The 19,749-nt window shown below is 34.3% G+C and carries 9 protein-coding genes; all 9 read left to right on the top strand.

The annotated features are described in order from the left end of the window. Nucleotides 1-53: 53 nt before the first annotated feature. A complete protein-coding gene (gene ilvC, locus FYJ71_RS00825; protein ID WP_154536957.1) occupies nt 54-1,049 on the top strand; it encodes a ketol-acid reductoisomerase in 996 nt (331 codons plus the stop codon). A 12-nt stretch (nt 1,050-1,061) separates the two neighbouring features. Next, the gene (gene ilvD / locus FYJ71_RS00830) at nt 1,062-2,711 is read left to right on the top strand and encodes a dihydroxy-acid dehydratase (protein ID WP_154536958.1); all 1,650 of its coding nucleotides are present in this window, start codon (nt 1,062-1,064) and stop codon (nt 2,709-2,711) included. A gap of 11 nt (nt 2,712-2,722) precedes the next feature. After that, a complete protein-coding gene (gene ilvB, locus FYJ71_RS00835) occupies nt 2,723-4,399 on the top strand; it encodes a biosynthetic-type acetolactate synthase large subunit (protein ID WP_154536959.1) in 1,677 nt (558 codons plus the stop codon). A 633-nt stretch (nt 4,400-5,032) separates the two neighbouring features. Further along, a complete protein-coding gene (locus FYJ71_RS00840) occupies nt 5,033-12,970 on the top strand; it encodes a SpaA isopeptide-forming pilin-related protein (RefSeq protein WP_154536960.1) in 7,938 nt (2,645 codons plus the stop codon). A gap of 283 nt (nt 12,971-13,253) precedes the next feature. After that, the gene (locus tag FYJ71_RS00845) at nt 13,254-15,398 is read left to right on the top strand and encodes a pilin N-terminal domain-containing protein (protein WP_154536961.1); all 2,145 of its coding nucleotides are present in this window, start codon (nt 13,254-13,256) and stop codon (nt 15,396-15,398) included. A 26-nt stretch (nt 15,399-15,424) separates the two neighbouring features. Then, complete coding sequence (locus FYJ71_RS00850) at nt 15,425-16,480, top strand: prealbumin-like fold domain-containing protein (protein WP_154536962.1); 1,056 nt, start codon at nt 15,425-15,427, stop codon at nt 16,478-16,480. Between the two features lie 57 nt (nt 16,481-16,537). Then, nucleotides 16,538-17,392 carry a class C sortase gene (locus FYJ71_RS00855; RefSeq protein WP_154536963.1) on the top strand — a complete coding sequence of 285 codons (855 nt, stop codon included), beginning with the start codon at nt 16,538-16,540 and terminating at the stop codon, nt 17,390-17,392. 346 nt (nt 17,393-17,738) lie between these two features. Further along, entirely contained in the window at nt 17,739-18,698 is a 960-nt protein-coding gene (locus FYJ71_RS00860; protein ID WP_235899030.1) for a class C sortase, read from the top strand. A gap of 5 nt (nt 18,699-18,703) precedes the next feature. After that, nucleotides 18,704-19,546 (top strand): class C sortase, encoded by an 843-nt coding sequence (locus FYJ71_RS00865; protein ID WP_195836868.1) that lies wholly within the window; start codon nt 18,704-18,706, stop codon nt 19,544-19,546. Nucleotides 19,547-19,749: the final 203 nt, after the last annotated feature.

The following is a 19,749-nucleotide window of genomic DNA, read 5'->3' on the forward strand; positions in this document are numbered from 1 at the left end:
GAATATTTATAAAAATAAGAAAATATTGATAAAAAATAAAGGAGAGAATAAAAATGGCAAAATTGTTTTATGATAAAGATGTAAATGTTGAAAGTATGTTAAATTCAAAAGTTTGTGTGGTAGGGTATGGAAGTCAAGGTCATGCACATGCACAGAATTTGAGAGATAGTGGAGTGAATGTATGTGTGGCACTATATGAGGGAAGCAAGTCAAAAGAAAAGGCAGAAAAAGATGGATTCGAAGTATTCAATGTTGCAGATGGAGTTAAAAATAGCGATGTTGTAGTAATGCTGCTACCTGATGAAAAGCAAAAGGCAGTTTATGATAAGGATGTCGAACCGAATTTGAGAGAAGGTCAGACATTGGTATTTGCTCACGGATTCAATATCCATTTTGGTCAGATAGTTCCTCCTGACTTTGTAGATGTTGTGATGGTCGCTCCAAAAGGTCCAGGACATTTGGTAAGAAGTGTATTTGAATCTGGAAGTGGAGTTCCGGCAGTGTTTGCAGTTCATAATAACCATAGTAAAAATGCAGAAAAATTCGTATTGGAGTATGCAAAAGGAATTGGTGCAACAAGAGCTGGAGTGCTTGAAACTACATTTAAAGAGGAGACTGAAACTGATTTATTTGGAGAACAGGCTGTACTATGTGGTGGTGTAAATGCTTTGATGAAAGCTGGCTTTGAAACATTGGTTGCAGCTGGTTATCAGAAAGAAGTAGCATATTTTGAATGTCTTCATGAAATGAAGCTGGTAATAGATTTGTTGTATGCAGGTGGTTTTGAAGGAATGAGATATTCTATCAGTGATACTGCAGAATATGGAGATTATGTATCTGGAGCAAGAGTAATAGATGACCATGTTAAGGCTTCTATGAGGGCAGTACTTGATGATATACAAAATGGGAAGTTTGCAAGAGAATGGATAGCAGAAAATGAAAATGGTAGAGTGAATTTCAATAGATTTAGAGAAGAAGCAAAGGACTCAGAGGTTACTCAGGTTGGTAAAGAGTTACGTAGTATGATGAGTTTTTTAAATAAAAAGTAAGAGGTTTTGAGTATGAAAAGTTCATTGGCAAAGCAAGGATTGACAAAAGCTCCACACAGGTCTTTATTAAAGGCTAGTGGGCTGACAGATGAAGAAATAAATAAACCGTTTGTGGGGATAGTAAATTCCTTCAATGAGATTGTACCAGGACACGTTAATCTTAGAGAAATAACTGAAGCAGTAAAACGAGGTGTTTTGATTTCTGGAGGAACACCTCTGGAATTTCCTTCTATTGCAGTTTGCGATGGAATTTCCATGAATCATGAAGGAATGAAATATTCACTTGTCAGCAGGGAGATAATATGTGACAGTATTGAGGTGATGGCTAGAGCGCATAGCCTTGATGCATTAGTTTTAATACCTAGTTGTGATAAGGTTGTTCCAGGTATGCTGATGGCAGCGGCGAGAGTCAATATTCCCACTATAGTAATAAGTGGTGGACCTATGTTGGCAGGTAGATATCAAGACAAAAATGTGGATTTGACTACAGTTTTTGAAGCTGTTGGAAAGGTGACAAATGGACAAATGTGCGAAGAAGATTTACTTGGACTTGAAAATAATGCTTGTCCGACTTGTGGATCATGTTCTGGAATGTTTACAGCAAATTCAATGAATTGTATGACTGAAGCACTTGGAATGGCGTTAAATGGCAATGCGAGTATTCCTGCTGTTTATTCAGCGAGAAAAAGACTGGCGAAATTGGCTGGTATGCAGGTAATGGAACTGTTGAAAAATGATATAAAACCTAGAGATATTATGACAGAGAAAGCTTTTAGAAATTCACTAGCTGTAGATATGGCTTTGGGATGCTCTACCAATACTGTTTTACATTTGCCCGCAATAGCGCATGAAGCGAAGGTAGAATTGAATTTAGATATCATAAATGAAGTAAGTAAAAAAACTCCGAACTTGTGTAAGCTAAGTCCAGCTGGAGGTCACTATATGCAGGATCTTGAAGAAGAGGGTGGAGTAAAGGCTGTGATGAACGAATTGAGTAAGCTTGGAGTAATTAATAAAGAGGTTATGACGGTTTATGGGAAATCACTAGGTGAAACCTTGGTTGACAAGAAGTCAGACAGAGTAATTAGAGATTATGATAATCCATATTCAAAAGATGGAGGCATAAAGGTATTAAGAGGAAATTTGGCGCCGAATGGTGCAGTAATAAAGAAATCAGCAGTTGATTCTAGCATAAAGAAGTTTGAAGGATTTGCAAAGGTATTCGACTCTGAGGAAGAGGCAGTAAGTGCTATTTTATCAAAAGAGATAGTAAAAGGTGATGTGGTCGTTATTAGATATGAAGGACCAAAGGGTGGTCCTGGAATGAGAGAGATGTTGACTCCTACTTCGGTACTTTCAGGGATGGATTTGGATAGAGATGTATGTCTATTGACTGATGGAAGGTTTTCTGGTGGAAGTAGGGGATTTTGTATAGGTCATATATCACCTGAAGCCTATGAAGGTGGTATGATTGGTTTGATTAAAAATGGAGATAAGGTCATCATTGATTTGGAAGACTCTGAGATAAATGTAGAGATTGACGAAGCTGAATATAATAATAGAAAAAATAATTTTTCGCCAAAGAAAAAGGAAGTAGATGGATATCTGAGTAAGTATGTTAAACTGGTTTCATCTGCAGCAGAGGGGGCGATTTGTAGATAGGAGAATTGAGTATGAATGGAGCACAATTAGTATTGGAATGTTTAAAAAAAGAAGGAGTTGATACTCTATTTGGGTATCCTGGAGGAGCAGTAATACCACTGTACGACGCTCTATATGACTATAGAGCAGATTTTTTTCACATTAGAACTTCTCATGAACAGGGTCTGGTGCACGCAGCAGATGCCTATGCCAGAAGCACAGGGAAAACAGGAGTGTGTATTACAACGTCAGGACCTGGTGCAACTAATGCAATCACTGGGTTGGCTACGGCATATCTCGATTCAACTCCGATGGTTATGATAAGTGGACAAGTTGGTACTACAATGCTAGGGAGAGATTCATTTCAGGAGATAGATATAACGGGAATAGCACTATCAGTGACAAAGCATAATTATTTACTGAGAAATGTACGGGATATTGCTCCTACGATAAAGGAAGCCTTTAGAGTCGCCCAAAGTGGTAGAAAAGGACCGGTGTTAATTGATATTCCAAAAGATTTATTTACTAGCGAAATTGATTTTGATCCATTTGATGACGAAAGATTAGACGAAATTGACAATAGAAATTTTGAATTTAAAAAAGATGATAATTTAAAAGGTAATATCGCCAGTGCAATAAAACTGATAGAGAAAAGCGAGAAGCCAATTATTTATTCTGGTGGCGGCGTGAAGAGTAGTAATGCCGAATGTGAGCTTTTTGAGTTTGCAAAAAAATGTGATATTCCAGTTGTAAATACGTTGATGGGGCTTGGAACCTTTGACATAAAAGATGAGTTATCTCTTGGTCTGATGGGAATGCATGGCTTTAAAGAATGTAATCTGGCAGTAGCAAATGCTGACTTGATAATAGGCGTTGGTGTCAGATTTAGCGATAGAGGAACTGGACTATGCTCTGCCTTTGGGGCAAATGCAAAAATTATTCATATAGAGTTGGATAGAAGCGAGGTTGGAAAAAATATAAGATGCGACCTATCTTTGGTCGGAAACTGTAGAGAAATCTTGTCGGAATTGACAAGGGTATGTCCAAATTTAGACCATTCTGAATGGAAGCATACTATTTCAACCTTTGAAGATAAAAATAGGATAGACATAAATGATTTTCATCCACAAAATATTTTGAAGGTGGTAAATGAGTCTGTCGATTTAAAAGGAAGCAATGTTTTGGTGACAGATGTGGGACAGCACCAGATGTGGGCTGCACAACATTGGCAATTTAAACCAACTAGAAGCTTTATTACATCTGGTGGACTAGGTACTATGGGATTTGGACTTGGTGCTGCGATAGGGACTGCCGTTGGTAATAAAGATAAAAAAACTGTGTTGGTAACTGGTGATGGAAGCTTCAGAATGAATTTAAATGAGCTTGCCACTGTTAGAGAATACAATGTACCGATTTTGATTCTACTATTTAATAATCATACTCTTGGAATGGTTAGACAGTGGCAAAAACTATTTTCAGATAAGAGATATTCTGAAACCGACATCAATAGAACGATCGACTATACAAATTTGGCAAACTCGTTTGGGATTGATTCAGTTAGGGTAGATAATTTGGTGGAGTTGAAAAGAGTGATTGATGAGTATAATTTTGAGGGACCTTTATTTGTGGAATGTGAAGTGAATACCGACTATGATGTATTCCCTATCGTGCCACCAAATGATGTTCTTGAAAATTTGATTTGTGGTTAATAAGCCTTCCTCAAGTTAATGATATTTTCCATAAAATATTATTGCCTTGTAAAAAATAAATAAAATTAGTCTAAAAAAGCTATTGACGAATTTCGTCAATAGCTTTTTTGTTTATAGATAATTGTTTTAAATTATTTTATGATATAAGTTTATGGAAAAATATTTGAGATGATGTTCTCGGTATCAACTAGTTATTTGTAACGTTTTCAAAAAATATAAGCATGAAAATATTTATTTAACAATTTATTGTAGTGTATTAGTTATTTAGAAAAACTAATTATTTTAAAATTCTATAAATAGGGGTTACTATAAAACATAATAATATCAAATGGTTAGAATTTGTTATAAAAATATATAAGGATATTAAAATGAAAAATATAAAAAATTATTAATATTTTTATAGGAATCTAATAAAAAAATAAATATTTTTTAAATATAAACCTAATAATGGTTAAAAAAATCTTTATTATTTACTTTTTTGTTTTAATATGATAAAGTGATATTCAAAGTAATTATTAAATTTAATAAATGCATTTTCTAATCTTATGATTATAGATTCTTATTAATTTAAAAAGATAAAAAATAATAGAAGATAAATTAAAAAATGTACTAAATTTATACAAGGAGAGAAATATGAAACGAATAAAAAAAATCGTAACGTTATTTTTGGCAATTATTCTTCTATTTACTAGTATTCCAATAAATTCATTGTTGGCCGATGATGTTATACGCACGAGTATTGAGGGGAATTATGAAGTAAATCGAGGTGCAGAAAATAATGATGAAAGTGTAGACGCCAGTAATAATGATGCGATTATAAAAAATGGTGACGAAAACTTAGCTGAACCGATTGCGGAAATGGATGTTGGTCAAAACTTAAATAAAAAGCTGACATATGCAAATTATAAGTTTGAGCCATTAGCTGCAAATGGCAGGGGAGAATCTTTTAGATTTGAACTTTCTTTTGAGTTTAACACTGTAGAAGGAATAAAGGCTGGTGACTTTGTAACAGTTGATATATCAAAACTATTGGCAAACAAGGAAGAAATCCGAGATTTAAAGGTTTCTATCGATGATAAAGATATTTCGATTGCAGAGGGGCATTATGAAAGTGAATCTAATCAGATTAAATATATTTTCAATAGTGAAGCTGAAAAATTATCTTCAACGGAAGCCGTGAAGGTATCACAAATATTTGATTTAAACAATAATATGTCTGTTGAAGATATAGAAATAGGGGATGCAAAATCCATAGAAATTATAAATATAATTTTTGATACCATTGAGAAAACAAATATAAAAATTGACGATGATGAAAAGGTTGAATTGCCAACGGTGGATAGAGTGACGGATAAAGATACGCCGGAAGAAAATAGAAGTACAGTTAATAACCGTTTTGGTTTAAATAGAAGCCTGTTGTCAGAATTGGATATTTTGGATCCTATGAACTATGCCAATTCAGGAAATATTTCAGAGGATTTTATAAGAGCTTTTTCAACAAACACAGCGTTGTCATCATTTTCAGCTCCGATGTTGTCGACTAGGTCCACAAATGTCGAAGCCACGGGTGATGACGTAAGTGGTAAAATTACATTTACAAACAATAATCCAATTGGAACTTACAATAGAATCAGTATTACTGCCAACACTGAAAGTGATACATACCTATTGAACTTATCTTTTCAATTTGAAAACAGTATAAAGTCTGGTGATTATTTTGCAATTAGAATACCAAGTGTTTTATCGCCGCAATCTATTGTAAAGAGTTCTAATGTACTGGATCTAAAGACAAAGGATGGAGAAGTTGTCGCACAGGCAAAATATGATGAAAATACGAGAACTATAACATATGTTTTTACATCATATATGGATAACCATAGAAATGTGAAAGGAACATTGAAACAACCATTTAATTTAAATCCATATTATGTTACTGCTGGGGATCATGTTTATGTAGGCGAGTTCGAAGTAGCAGGAAAGTATCTAAATACAACATATAGCGATTATTATACTAATACAAATGAAAGGGCTGACGATAATAACGGAAATACGATTTTTAAATCGGTTGTGGTTGATGTGGATAGGGATAACAAAACATTTACTCAATATATTCATTTAAATCCTAATGGACTTGGATTATATGAGAGTTCGCTAACTATTAGACCGACCGATGAAAATAGTAGTGCTGTTATAAATAAAAATACAAAGGTGGAGCTGTACGAGGCTTATTATCCTTACTCATTGAATATATATTCGCCAGCATACCTGTATTCACTTAATAATATGGCGAATTTAAGTGTTACAAATGGTGCGGTGAATGCTTATTTTGGCAATTATCTTTATAATAATAACAGATATGTGCTTAAAGTTACTGGTTCAATAGATGATTTGGGCAAGCCAATATCTTTGAGTGCATCATTTAGCACAAGAAATTCACAAGGATATACTGGAACATTTTCCAAAGTGACATCATATTCTAATCAGTTGGGTTCGTCTGAATTTAGTGGTGACCCACTCTATAAACCTGTAGACTTTACTATAAAAAAGGTAAACGAAAATGGTGATAACTTAACAGGTGCAAAATTTAAAATAACGAGTGATACTGGAAAAACTTGGGAGATAGATGGAGAAAATCTATCTAATTTTGAGTTTAAGCAATTGCCAAAGGGACACTATACTATAGAAGAAACCAAAACACCTGATGGATACAAGCCTCCATCAACATATTGGCAATTTACGATAAATGTTGATGAGCAGGATCAGGCATTTATAACAAGCCCAGATTTTCCGATGGAAATAAAAACGGATGGAAATACCAGAATTTCTGGAGAGTTTCCAGACCCTTATGAGTCTCTATATTCTGATTTGGTAAGAAATCCAAGAGATTATGAGGCTGAATTTAAAGATAGTGGATTACTTTCTACAAAAAAGGGAACTGTTAGTAAGAGAATTATAGATAGATTGTCTGCAAATACTTATAAAGTAGAGGTTATGGTAAAAGTGGATCCAAATCAAACCATAAACAGTGGAAAAATTGAGGACCAAATGGGAGATGTCTTTAATGTTGATTTGGGAGTTGATAGTGGATTTGCTCGTGAGGACTATTCACTGACAGCATCTGATGGTTCCTTCCTCTATATCGAAAATCCGAATAGTGAAAGCTTCGTTTCCGGAGGGGAACCATTTGCAAAGGACAAAATATTAACCGGTTCAAAAATTAGTTATGATGCGAATGCAGACAAAATAAATGTTGAAAATCTAAACTTTACAACGAAAGACAAAGGCGCTTGGATAAAGTTGACATATAATATCAAGTTTGATTTTGATAAGGCTGATGGATTGAATAAAAGCACTTTTTATAAAATAGGAGACACTTCTTTTTCTTGGTTGAATAACTATAGTCAGAGAGAACGTCAGGCGTTAGCATCGCCATCTGCAAGACCCATAATTCATGGGAAGCAGACGGAAATGGCAGTTACTGTTATCAATTTTAAGGAAGATGCCAAATTGGAGATGAAGAAGGTCGGGGAAAAAAGAACCTATGGAAGTGATGGCAAATTTACAACAGCGACTGTAGGTCTGCAGGGTGCACAGTTTGAGCTTTATAAGTCGTCAGAAAATAATTCAACTAAGGCGATAACGACAAATAAAAAGTTTATAACTAATGCAGATGGTGAAATTCTTTTTCAAAACCTTCAAAGAGACTTCGATGATAAGAAGGGTAATTCCAGAAGCACATATTATTGGCTAAAAGAATTATCATCACCTAATGGATATGAAAAAGCGAGAGATTTAATTGGACCTTTCAGGATAAACTATGATGGAAGTGTTGATTATTTAGGTAATGATAGCAATACGGTAAAAAAAGATAACCAAGATAATAAATGGCAGATTGAAAACAAGAGAATCAACCACAAGGGTGAACTTGATATCTTTAAAAGAGCAGGAGATGAAACGCTTGATGGAGGAGGTAATAAACCTCTGAAGGGCTCTACCTTTACTCTATATTGGGTTGGCGGAACGAACGATAAGGTTGATCCGGTGTCAAATTGGGATAAGTTTTGGTCATCAAATGAGGTTTCTCAAACTGTAACCTCAGAGGAAGACGGACGAGTATTTTTCAAAGACTTAAAAGAGGGCTATTATAGACTTGAAGAAACAAAGCCTTCGCCTGGTTATGTAAAGGCAAATACTATTTGGCAAGTTTATGTAGATGGAGAAGGGATTACAAAAATAACAGATGTTACAAATAAAAAAAGCAATGAAAATAATATCGTGAAGCCGGCAGCTATAACGGGTAGTGCGAGACGTTCGTTATTTAGAAGTCTCAGCTCGGAGTTTATTACAGATAGTTTTCATAAACCGATGAGCTTATTAGGTATAATGCCAGCATCTGATTTGGAATCTGTAAGAGCTGCAAACGTAGAAAATTCCGTTACGAGAGAGTCTACAGGTGGAAATGATTCAGAATCTGGAGAATATGTAAATATACAAAAGATAGATTCGAAATACCATAAAGAGTTATATTCTGCACCTGATAAAGTATATGAATACACAGGTGAACAAGAAAATTTTACAGGATTCAAGGAAAAGTATATAAATCCAACAGATACAAAAGGACTTTATACATTTGATGGTTCCTATAAAAGCTTGGCACTTAACGAAGTTGCTGGTGTAAATAAATATATTGTTCCAACTGGAAAACCAGGAGAATATACGGTTCACGTAAGAGTTAAGGGGAATAGAACGAAGTCTAATCTGGGAGTCGTTATTGTATATGATAACTCAAACTCTATGAGAAAGAATACGAATAATGCAGACAGGCTATCACAGGCGAATCAAGCCATTTCAAATTTTACAAAGCAGCTGGTTTCGACAGGAAATGAAGAAACAAAAGTGGCATTGGTAACCTATGGTTCAGAATTATTTCCTGAATATAGTACTTATAATGAGAGTAATCCATTTACCAATAATCCAGATAATATAATTAATAAACTTCCGCAAAAAATTCCAACGGAAAGAAATGTCAGTGGTCTTGGTGGTACGTATACACAGGGTGCGATAGAAAAGGCAAAAGAATTACTGAAGAAAGAAAGCTTTGACAACAAGGTTATTCTTACAGTAACAGATGGTGTGCCGACCTACTCGAATCTTATAAAATATATCGATGAGAATGGCAAATATGTATTTGATACAACTAAGACTGGTACAGGGAATAGATTTATTCAACCTTATACTTATAACAGTGGAGGTCTTACAAACTATCAGCAGCCAGAACAGGCTTATTATTCTGACTACTGGGTTGAAGATAAGACCAAATCATATGATAGTAATGCCGATTATGCCAAATCAAATGGTACGAAATATTATTATAAAAATAACTCCATTGTACGAAGCGCTCACACAGAAAATAGATGGGTTAACTCAGGATATTATGATAGTTGGGGTCGTTGGATAGATACAAGTGGTTATAGAAATGTAATGGTTGATGAGCCTTTACCAAACAATGGATACGGCTATAAGCTTATAAAAAATCATGGATATGCAACTATTGAATCTGGTGGACAAATTCAAAAAGAAGGCTATCAAATGTACACATTAGGTATACAAATTGGAAGTTCGAATATTACAGGAACTCAAAATCCAGATGCCACACGTTTGGATGCCCTTGAGGTTATGTTTGGGATATCATCATCAAAGGATCACTACTTTGATGCTCAGAATCTAGACTATTTGGATGTATATTTGAAGCAAATTTTAACTGAATTGGAAGAACAGAATCCACCGACGGTAAACAATGGAAAGCTAATTGACCCAATGGGAGAAATGGTAACACTGGCAGAAAATGAGCCAATAGTCACTTCCATAAAAGATGTTGGTAGCAAAAAAATTCCTATAGAAATTATGAACATGATTTCTACAAGCATTAAAGAAATGAGCTATGAAAAAAATGGAAGCACAATAAAAACTAGGGGCATTGAGTTAGGTAATCTAAATATAGGTAAAGACCAAGAAATCGAGCTTACATATAAGGTTCATTTAAATACAGAAAATCCGAAATATGTTCAAGGAACAATGTATGAAACTAATGGACCGACTACGTTGCAACCAAATGGTGATTATGACAAAAAATGGCAGCTTCCGATACCAAAAATTTCAGGACCAATGGTTCCTATGGAGTTATCCAAGCAGTGGCAGAAGGCAGACGGAACTGTGCCAGAAAAGACCAAGCCTGTACAAGTCCAGCTACAAAGAAAATTGGTTGGGCAGGACGATAGTGAGTATAAAAATGTACCAGAATATGACGCTCTTGGAAGACAAATTGAAAATCCGATGCCGAAGGAAGTAAATGCTCCAGATTGGAAGATTGAATACAAAAATCTTATTCCTTTTGATAAAGACGGAAATGTATATGAATACAGAATCCTAGAAGTCAATCCAGATGGGGCGTATACAATTCTCTATGAAGGAAATGGGTACTCTTCTACAATTATCAACAGAGAAAGAGTAAAGCAAGATGTTATAAACAATATTAACGAAATATCCTTTGTAAAAAAGGACTCGAAAAACGGAAAAACATTGTCTAATGTGAAGTTCCAATTGTTAAAGAATGACGAAAGCTTTATTAGCGAAATACATACTGATACTGAGGGTAAACTAGAATTTAAAAAGCTTCATCCAGGTTCATATAAATTGGTAGAGCTTCATCCTCCAGTGGGATACAAAAAGCCAGAAAACCCTGTTAGAGAATTTGTTGTAGGGGAAGATGGAGTTATCAGGAAAAAAGACGGTGGAGAAATAACAGAAGACTTTAAAACAATTCTAAATGAGCCGACAATTGTGGAAGTAATGCTAAAAAAGATAGATGGAGATAGCAATCTGGCACTGTCAGGAGCGAAATTCAGACTTTATAAAGACGATGAAAATACAGAGGTAGAACAAAATAGAGAGTATACTTCTGGGCAAGACGGTAAAATTGAGTTGGGAGCATTAAGAGCAGGAACATACTATTTGGAAGAAATATCAGCACCATCGGGCTATTTGCCATATAAGGACAAAAAAAGAATAATAGTTCAAGAAGATGGAAAAGTACTGCTTAGTGGAAATGAAAGCCTTGATGTAGCCAACTATAAAGAAAAAACAGCCGAGATTGGAATAAAGAAAGTAGAGAAAAATTCCAATGGTGGATTGGATGCATTGTCAGGTGCTACTTTCAAGATATATAAGAAAGATAATAACTCATATAGTGAGCCAAATCCATATCCAGAGATATACTATAAATCTGGTTCTCATGGTGTATTTAAGCAGCTAAAAGAAGGTGAATACAAAATTGTAGAAGAGCGTGCTCCATTAGGCTACGTTAGATTCGGTGGTCACTACACATTCAAAGTAGAATCCACTCAGGATGGAAACGGCAAAAAAACATCATTTATTTCATGGATTAAAAAATATGCAAGTGATGAAGATACCACAGGAACAGAAATTTATAACAAAGGTAATTTGACTAAAACCGATGAGATTGTAGATGTGGAAGATGGAGATGAAGCGACAAGCAAGGCGATTGGAATACAGGTGGTTAACAGTCCGAATAAACTTGTTTTTAAGAAAGTAGATAATTCAGATAATAAAAAAATATTGGATGGAGTTAAATTTGGTCTTTATTATGAAGTTGATGAAAATATTAAGGAAGTAGAAGGTAGGTTGAAAAATGGTAAAACTCTTTATTTGAGATCTGCAAAGGAAGGAAAGCTGGTCGGAGCCGAGAATACTGACGATTTGACACCTGTCACAAGAACCACAAACGATGAGGGTAAAATTGTATTCGATAAGATGCGACAGAGATATGAGAAGTTCCCTGAGATAAAATACTATATCAAAGAGATTGAACCTAAAGATGGCTATCAAAAACCAGACTACTTTATGGGACCTTATACTGTAAATGAAGATGGAATTCATGGACCAGATGGTAAGCTAATTACCAACGATCAAGAAATAGAGATTGAAAACTTCAAGAAGCCAGATCTTCAAGTCACTAAAATAGATGCCGATGAAAAAGAAAAGAAGCTTGCTGGTGCAGAATTCGAACTTTATAAGGCAACAAAAAGTGAAAATGGATCATATTTGCCAGTGGAAGAAAAAGACAAGGTAGGAGAAATATTGACAACTGATGCTCAAGGAGTTGCCAAGTTTGAGCAACTAGAAGAGGGTCTATATTGGATACGAGAGGTCAGTGCACCGTTGGAGTATGCGAGAATTCCAGAAGATATTGGACCATTCTTGGTGGAGGATGACAAGATATATAAAGTAGAATTGGATGATCAAGGTAGAATTAAAACTGAAAATCCAATAATACCAGTTATTGATATCGGTGCGAGTCAAATAAAAAAAGAGCTTCTTAAAACAGCCGCAAATGCTTCAACTACAATTCCTACATATGAGCTGGACGTAGAAAATTTCAAAGCTACATACCCGCAAACTGGCGGAATAGGAAGTGTTCCATATATTGGATTAGGGCTTGGAGTCATGCTTCTTGCAGTGTATGGATTGAGAAAAAGGAAGTCTGATTATTAACTACGAAGTAATACAATATATATATATATATTATTTAAGAAAGTATTGATATGCGATTGTATATCGAAGTTTCGACACCCCAATAAAACTTGGGGTGCGAGACTTTTAAAAAATATGAGACTTTTAAGCAAATTAGAAAGCCAAATGAATTTTCAATGGAAAAGGCATATAAAAAATAGGCTTTTTACAATGAATTATTAATTGATGTGCCTCTGATTTGAAATAAATATGCAACTGAATATAAAGTGCATAGTGATGTTTGAACGATGAAAAGGAGAAAGAAATGAAAAAAATTAAAAGGATGTTATCATTGATTCTGTCATTGGTAATGGTTGTTGGAGTTTTGGCTCCGAGCTTATACGCTGCTGAGGAAAAAGCGACGAAAACAGAAACAGTAACGCTTCATAAGATACTTCAATCTACAGCAGATATGAATAAAGTAAGTGAATCAGGCAATGAAGCAGTGTTTCCAGGTAAAAAAGGTATAGATGGTACTGCATATGATGGAATGGAGATAAAAAATATCACAGGATATTTTGGTGGAAATTCCAAAGAAATAGCTAATGTTTATTTTGCATGGCAATTTAAGGATGGAGATACTTGGAAGTATATTAAGGGTAAAGAAAATCCAGAAGTAAGTGAGGGTAAACTTCAACCAACGGACGATGTAAAAAATGCTTTTGGAAAATTGACTACAGGTAGTGGAGCTGAATTTAGTGTGTCAATTTTACCACAGGATAAGCCAACAGAATATAGAATAGTGGAAGTAAGAGAATTTTCTACATATGTTGGAAATGATGGAGCAACACTTTCTGCGATGAAAGCAGTTCCTGTGGAAATAACTCTACCTTTAGTCAACCAAAATGGAATTCAAAAAAATGTTCATGTTTATCCTAAAAATACAGAAACTGGGAAACCAGATCATAAAAAAGAATTAGATAAAGATAGTACTGCAAATATTGATAATATTCCTACCGAGTCTGTAGATAAGCAAACTGTAAAAATAGGTGATAAAGTTCCCTATGTTGTTACATCAAAAATATCTGCTGGTTCTACATATAACAAATTAACTTGGTCAGATAAATTATCAAATGGATTAACCTTAAATAAGGATATAAAACTAACTTCAGATCAAGGGTTGAGTTTCGAAGAAAACACTGACTTTAGTATTACTTACACTGATGATAGTTTTATACTCGAATTAAATGATTCAGGTTTGAAAAAATTAGCTCAGAAAACAGCTCCAAACGATTCTAACTTTAAAATAAAGGGTCAAGGAGAGGCGATTAGAGGTCAGAATATTGAGGTTACATTGACATTAAAGTATTCAGCAAATGTAAACAGCAAAGCTATTATAAGCAATCCATTGCAAAACACTAACACATTACACTATGGTAATAATCCGGGTTATACACCAGAACCTGGTGACAATAATCCACCACCAGTGACACCAAAGAACGGAGAAATAACAGTAGAGAAATCATTTACTAACGGACCACTAGCATCTAATGATAAGATTTCCTGGCCTAATGGACTTGAAATTAGGTTAAATTTGCAAGTATATGATCCTATTGGGAATAAGTGGGACAATTTGTCAGAACAAACCAAAACGTTAATGAGCAGTAAGACTTCAGAAAAATGGACAGGATTAGATGGCAATAAGCAATATAGAGTTGTGGAAACAGAGGTAAAAGGATGGGTTCCAAACTATGCTGTACAAGAAGATGGTAAGTTAGTGATTGTCAATAAGAAAAATGATAATCCTGAACCAATAACTCCAGAACCTGTGATTGTAAGAACAGGTGGAAAGAAATTTGTAAAGACAAATGAAGATGGAAAGCAAAGATTAAATGGTGCTGAGTTCGTAATAACTAACTCTGAGGGAAATAAGTATTTGGCAAAATTTGATAAAGAAATTGTTGATGCTAACCAACAGGCCTTAGTTCTTGCAGAAACAAAATATCAAAATGCAGTAAAAAAACCAGAATCTCCTGAGGAAATAGAAAAATTAAAACTAGCAAGAAATGAAGCTGCAAAAACTGCCGCTATTCAATGGAAATGGGTTGATTCAGAAAATGACGCACACAAATTTATCACAAATGAGAAAGGTCAATGGGGTGTATATGGCCTTGCCTATGGAAAGTATAAATATATAGAAGTAAAGTCTCCTGAAGGATATGCAGACCAAAAAGAACCGCAAGAATTCGAAGTATCTCCAACATCATTTAACACAAATGGAAATATCAACTATATAGAAGGAGAGCCGTTGGAAGGAAACGCAAATACAGGTGATGCAACTCAAATAAAGAATAAAAAAATAACTATTCCACAAACTGGTGGTATAGGTACTATAATATTTGCTGTTGCAGGTCTTGCTCTTATGGGATTTGCCGCATATGCAATAAAGAGAAACTCTAAAGAAGATTAATCAAAAGAAAAGCCGGAGAAAATATTATGAAAAAGCATTTTAAAAAATTAATAAAGATAGCTTTCGTATTTGTTCTAGGCTTTGTATTGACTTTATCCTCAGCTTCTGCAAATACAACACTCTACGGGCCAGCTGGTAGTGACAGTGATCAAACAATTGTTAATATATATCTGGCCAAAGAGCTGTTGGATAGTACAGCCAAAGCGGATGGTGATACTATTATTGCTGATGCTTCGACAAATGAAAAATACAGAAGGCTTGAAAATAGGAGCCTTCTTATTTGGAAGATCGACAATCATATAGAGGGTACGAAAGAGGAAATAGACAAACAAAAATTTTATATTGCCAGTAAGCTGGAGAAGTTAAAAAATAATGAACTGACAGAAAAATATGGTCAGCCTTTTAAATCGAATAATTCTGATAAGAATGGACATATCAAGCAAGCATTAAAAAAAGGTGCAACCTACTATGTAAGGGAAAATATTTCTGATGAGCAAGTCAAATCTATTGTATCGAGCTTTGTAATAGTCACAAGTAGAAATTCCACAAGTGAATTAGACATTTACAGTAAGTCTGTATACAAGCCAAGAATTACAAAAGGTAATAGGTTTGTAAAGGTTGATTTCGAAAATACAAGTAAGCGTCTTAAAGGTGCAATATTTAGAATTGAGGAGAAATCAGGAGACTCTTACAAAGCTGTCTTAAAAAATGGAGTGCAGTATGTAGTTTCATCAGATGAAAATGGTGAATTCATTGTAGATGGACTAACACAAGGCACGTACTACTTATTTGAGGTAAAGGCTCCGACGGGATACCTTCAATTATCGTCTCCGATAGAGTTTAAAGTAGGTGGAGATTATAGTCAAGATGATGTATTAATGATTAAAAATAAAATCGACACAGACTATGGTGGAGGTAAACAACATGATTCGAGAAATGATGGAAGTGGCAGTGGTGCTAGTGATGGCAAAATATCAATACCAAAGACAGGGGACATAATGCTACTATTACTTACCATAGGAGGCGTGCTTGTGGCATCATTGGGTCATTTACTTCTTAGAGATAAAAAAGAAAGCTACTAAAATATATTATCGAGATACGCTGACTTTGATATGTTGTTTCGAGAAAAAGTGAAGAAGATGAGCGAAAATACAAAACATACAATAAAAAAAACAAGAAAAAGGAAGAAAAAACAATGGCCCTTTATAATTATATTTATATTGGGGCTGTTGGTTTTATCGTATCCGCTGGTGTCACGCTTTTATTATAGAGTGGAGTCTACACAACAAGTGAAGTCTTTTGATAATAAAAAGAAAGAGCTGACGGCAGATGAAATAAAAAACAGAATTGATTTGGCTCGTGCCTATAACAAATCGTTAATCAATCTTATCTCAACAGATCCATATGTAAAAAAAAAGTTGGAGGCGGGTAGAAAAGAGTACGGTCGTATGCTGGAAATCAACGAGCAGATGGGACATATAGAAATACCTAAGCTTGATGTTGATATACCTATCTATGCGGGAACTAATGAGGAAGTTCTTCAAAAAGGTGCAGGTCATTTGGAAGGAACATCTCTTCCAGTCGGTGGAGCTAGCACTCATACAGTTATAACAGCTCATTCAGGGCTTCCGACCGCCAAGCTTTTTACGGATCTATCAAAATTGAAGATGGGAGATAAATTTTTCATACATAATTTATCTCAGGTACTTGCTTACGAGGTCGATCGGATAAAGACAGTTGAACCTTCGAACTTCAGCGATTTGCTAATAGATTCAAATAGAGATCAGGCAACGCTTCTCACTTGTACACCAATAATGATAAATACTCACAGGTTACTGGTGAGAGGGCATAGAGTACCATATAATCCAAATGAGTTTGTTTCTATGAACAGGAATAACAAGCTGATTTTCTGGTTAAAGGTTGCCGGATTTATTCTATTGATATTTTTAATGGCATTGTGGCTATATAGAAAAACAAAAAAGAAGGCAAGGTAACTGAGTGAATTAAGATGTAAATCGATATAGAATAGATTTATTATAAATTATGAAATTAATGCAGTCAATAAAACAATAAATTAATAAATAAATATAAACAATAAAATAAATAAACATAGACAACAAAATAAATGAAAATCAATAAAAAGTACATTATATAGGGCTGGAATTCACCGGCCCTATATAGGTTTATATAATTGCAATAATGTACTATTGTCATTATATAAGCCTATATAGGAGTCGATTGAGCACATGAAAAATCAAAAAGTGACAGATTATAGGTGAAGCTTATTGCAATAAAGATATACGTAGCTTATCGTAAAAGTAATGGAAGTAGGATGGAAATATGAAAATTCTAAATAGAAAAATGAGTGTTAAAAGGAATGTCAATCGAAAAAGCAGAAAAACAAAAAATAAATCTAAAAAGAAGATGATGAAAATATGGAAGTATGAGGTAGACCAAAAAATTGTGTTTGGTGTGATTTTTATATTTGGATTTTTGATAGCAATATATCCCATTATATCTCAGATGTACTATAGTGTTGAATCTACTCAAGAGATAGAGGATTTTGAAACGACTAGAAAGAAGCTGGATGAAATAGAAATCAACAAAAAAATTGAACTGGCAAAGGCATACAATTCATCGCTTAAGCCTACGAGCTTCGCTGATCCATATAGAAAAAAGCAGAAAGAAGGCATCGCAGAATATGCCAGAATGCTTGAGGTTCATGAAAAAATAGGTTATGTTCATATTCCAAAGATAAAGCAAAAATTGCCAATTTATGCAGGAACTAATGAGGAAGTGCTTCAGAAAGGAGCAGGGCATATGGAGGGGACATCCTTGCCTGTTGGTGGTTCTAGTACGCATACGGTAATAACAGCACATAGAGGTCTTCCTAGTGCAACAATGTTTAGATATATTGATAGGTTAAAAAAGGGCGATATTTTCTACATTCATAATGTCAGGGATATACTTGCATATAAGGTAGATAGAGTTATTACAGTTAACCCATCTGATTTTGATCCAATTTTAGTTTCTCCAGGAAGTGATAATGCGACACTGCTTACTTGTACACCTTATATGATAAATTCACATAGGCTATTGGTTACAGGTCACAGAGTTCCATATGTTGCACCTAAAAAAACTATTGATGAAGTTGTGCCATTTGTATGGCTGAAAAACTTATATGTATTTATTGTGGTTATGATTTTTTTAGTGCTTTTGATACTTTATTTGTTTAATAGATGGCTGAAATCCAATGATATCAAAATCAAAAATAAAAGTGTAGTCAAAAGAGAGGTTTGATGAAAATGAAGATAAAGAAAATAATAGGGCATTTACTTATAATAGTAGGTATCTGTATTCCACTACAGGCATTTACTCAGATAACTATAAAAGACCTAACATCATCATTAGAATACAAAAAATATCAGAAGCAGTATAGCAAGGAAAGCTTTGAAAAAAACAATATCGCAAAAGCTTTTATAAAATATGACGAATCTGTCGTAGATGGTTATGGCTTAGTAGACCCTTTTGTAGCTGATGATTACAAGAGTGACTATCAAATAAAAGACTGGAAAAAAGACCAGATTTTTGGATATTTGTTGATACCATCTATAGATGTTAAGTATCCTATTAGATTGGATGCAACCTATGACAACTTGGATAAGGGTGTGGCTCATATTTACGGAACTTCACTACCAACTGGCGGAAAAGACAGACGAAGTGTGATTGCAGGTCATAGAGGGTGGTATAGAGGAATAATGCTTTTGAATTTGGGAAAGGTAAAACCTGGCGACAAGGTGTTTATTGATAGAAATGGAGATCTATTGACGTATGAGGTTAAAGATATTGAAATAATAAGTCCATCTCAATGGGAAAAGCTAAAGCCGATAAAAGATAAGGATATGTTGACAATATTATCATGCCATCCGATTAGACCGCCAAGCCCATATAGGATGCTAGTAAACTGTGAAAGAGTGGAAGATAAGAGCGAGAAAAAAGAAATTACAAAACAAATTGATGACAAAATTAATAAAGAAAAACAAAGACCAATTTGGTCCAAATATGTTTTCTATTCGGTTACAATAGTAGGGTGGCTCTTGATAATGTATAGAGCTTGGAGAATTGTGACCGAGATAAGAAAAAAATAATAAAAATCATATTAAAAAAGAGTTGACATAAATATTTAAATATCGTAATATATAAATATACGGATTATGAAATGTTTTTCTGTGATTATGTCAATTAAATATAGAATACAAGCTTCAGTAAAAATGAAAATTGTCATTTTAATATTTTATAGCGTGGAAAAAAGGCTAACAATCAATTGAAAAATAAGGTATTTAAATATAAA

The organism is Peptostreptococcus porci (genome assembly GCF_009695815.1).
Lineage (GTDB): Bacteria > Bacillota > Clostridia > Peptostreptococcales > Peptostreptococcaceae > Peptostreptococcus > Peptostreptococcus porci.

Coding starts and splice junctions, on each gene's coding strand:
- FYJ71_RS00865 (WP_195836868.1), top strand. CDS start 18,704: ATGAAGATAAAGAAAATAATAGGGCATTTACTTATAATAGTAGGTATC.
- FYJ71_RS00855 (WP_154536963.1), top strand. CDS start 16,538: ATGAGCGAAAATACAAAACATACAATAAAAAAAACAAGAAAAAGGAAG.
- ilvB (WP_154536959.1), top strand. CDS start 2,723: ATGAATGGAGCACAATTAGTATTGGAATGTTTAAAAAAAGAAGGAGTT.
- FYJ71_RS00850 (WP_154536962.1), top strand. CDS start 15,425: ATGAAAAAGCATTTTAAAAAATTAATAAAGATAGCTTTCGTATTTGTT.
- FYJ71_RS00845 (WP_154536961.1), top strand. CDS start 13,254: ATGAAAAAAATTAAAAGGATGTTATCATTGATTCTGTCATTGGTAATG.
- ilvC (WP_154536957.1), top strand. CDS start 54: ATGGCAAAATTGTTTTATGATAAAGATGTAAATGTTGAAAGTATGTTA.
- ilvD (WP_154536958.1), top strand. CDS start 1,062: ATGAAAAGTTCATTGGCAAAGCAAGGATTGACAAAAGCTCCACACAGG.
- FYJ71_RS00860 (WP_235899030.1), top strand. CDS start 17,739: ATGAAAATTCTAAATAGAAAAATGAGTGTTAAAAGGAATGTCAATCGA.
- FYJ71_RS00840 (WP_154536960.1), top strand. CDS start 5,033: ATGAAACGAATAAAAAAAATCGTAACGTTATTTTTGGCAATTATTCTT.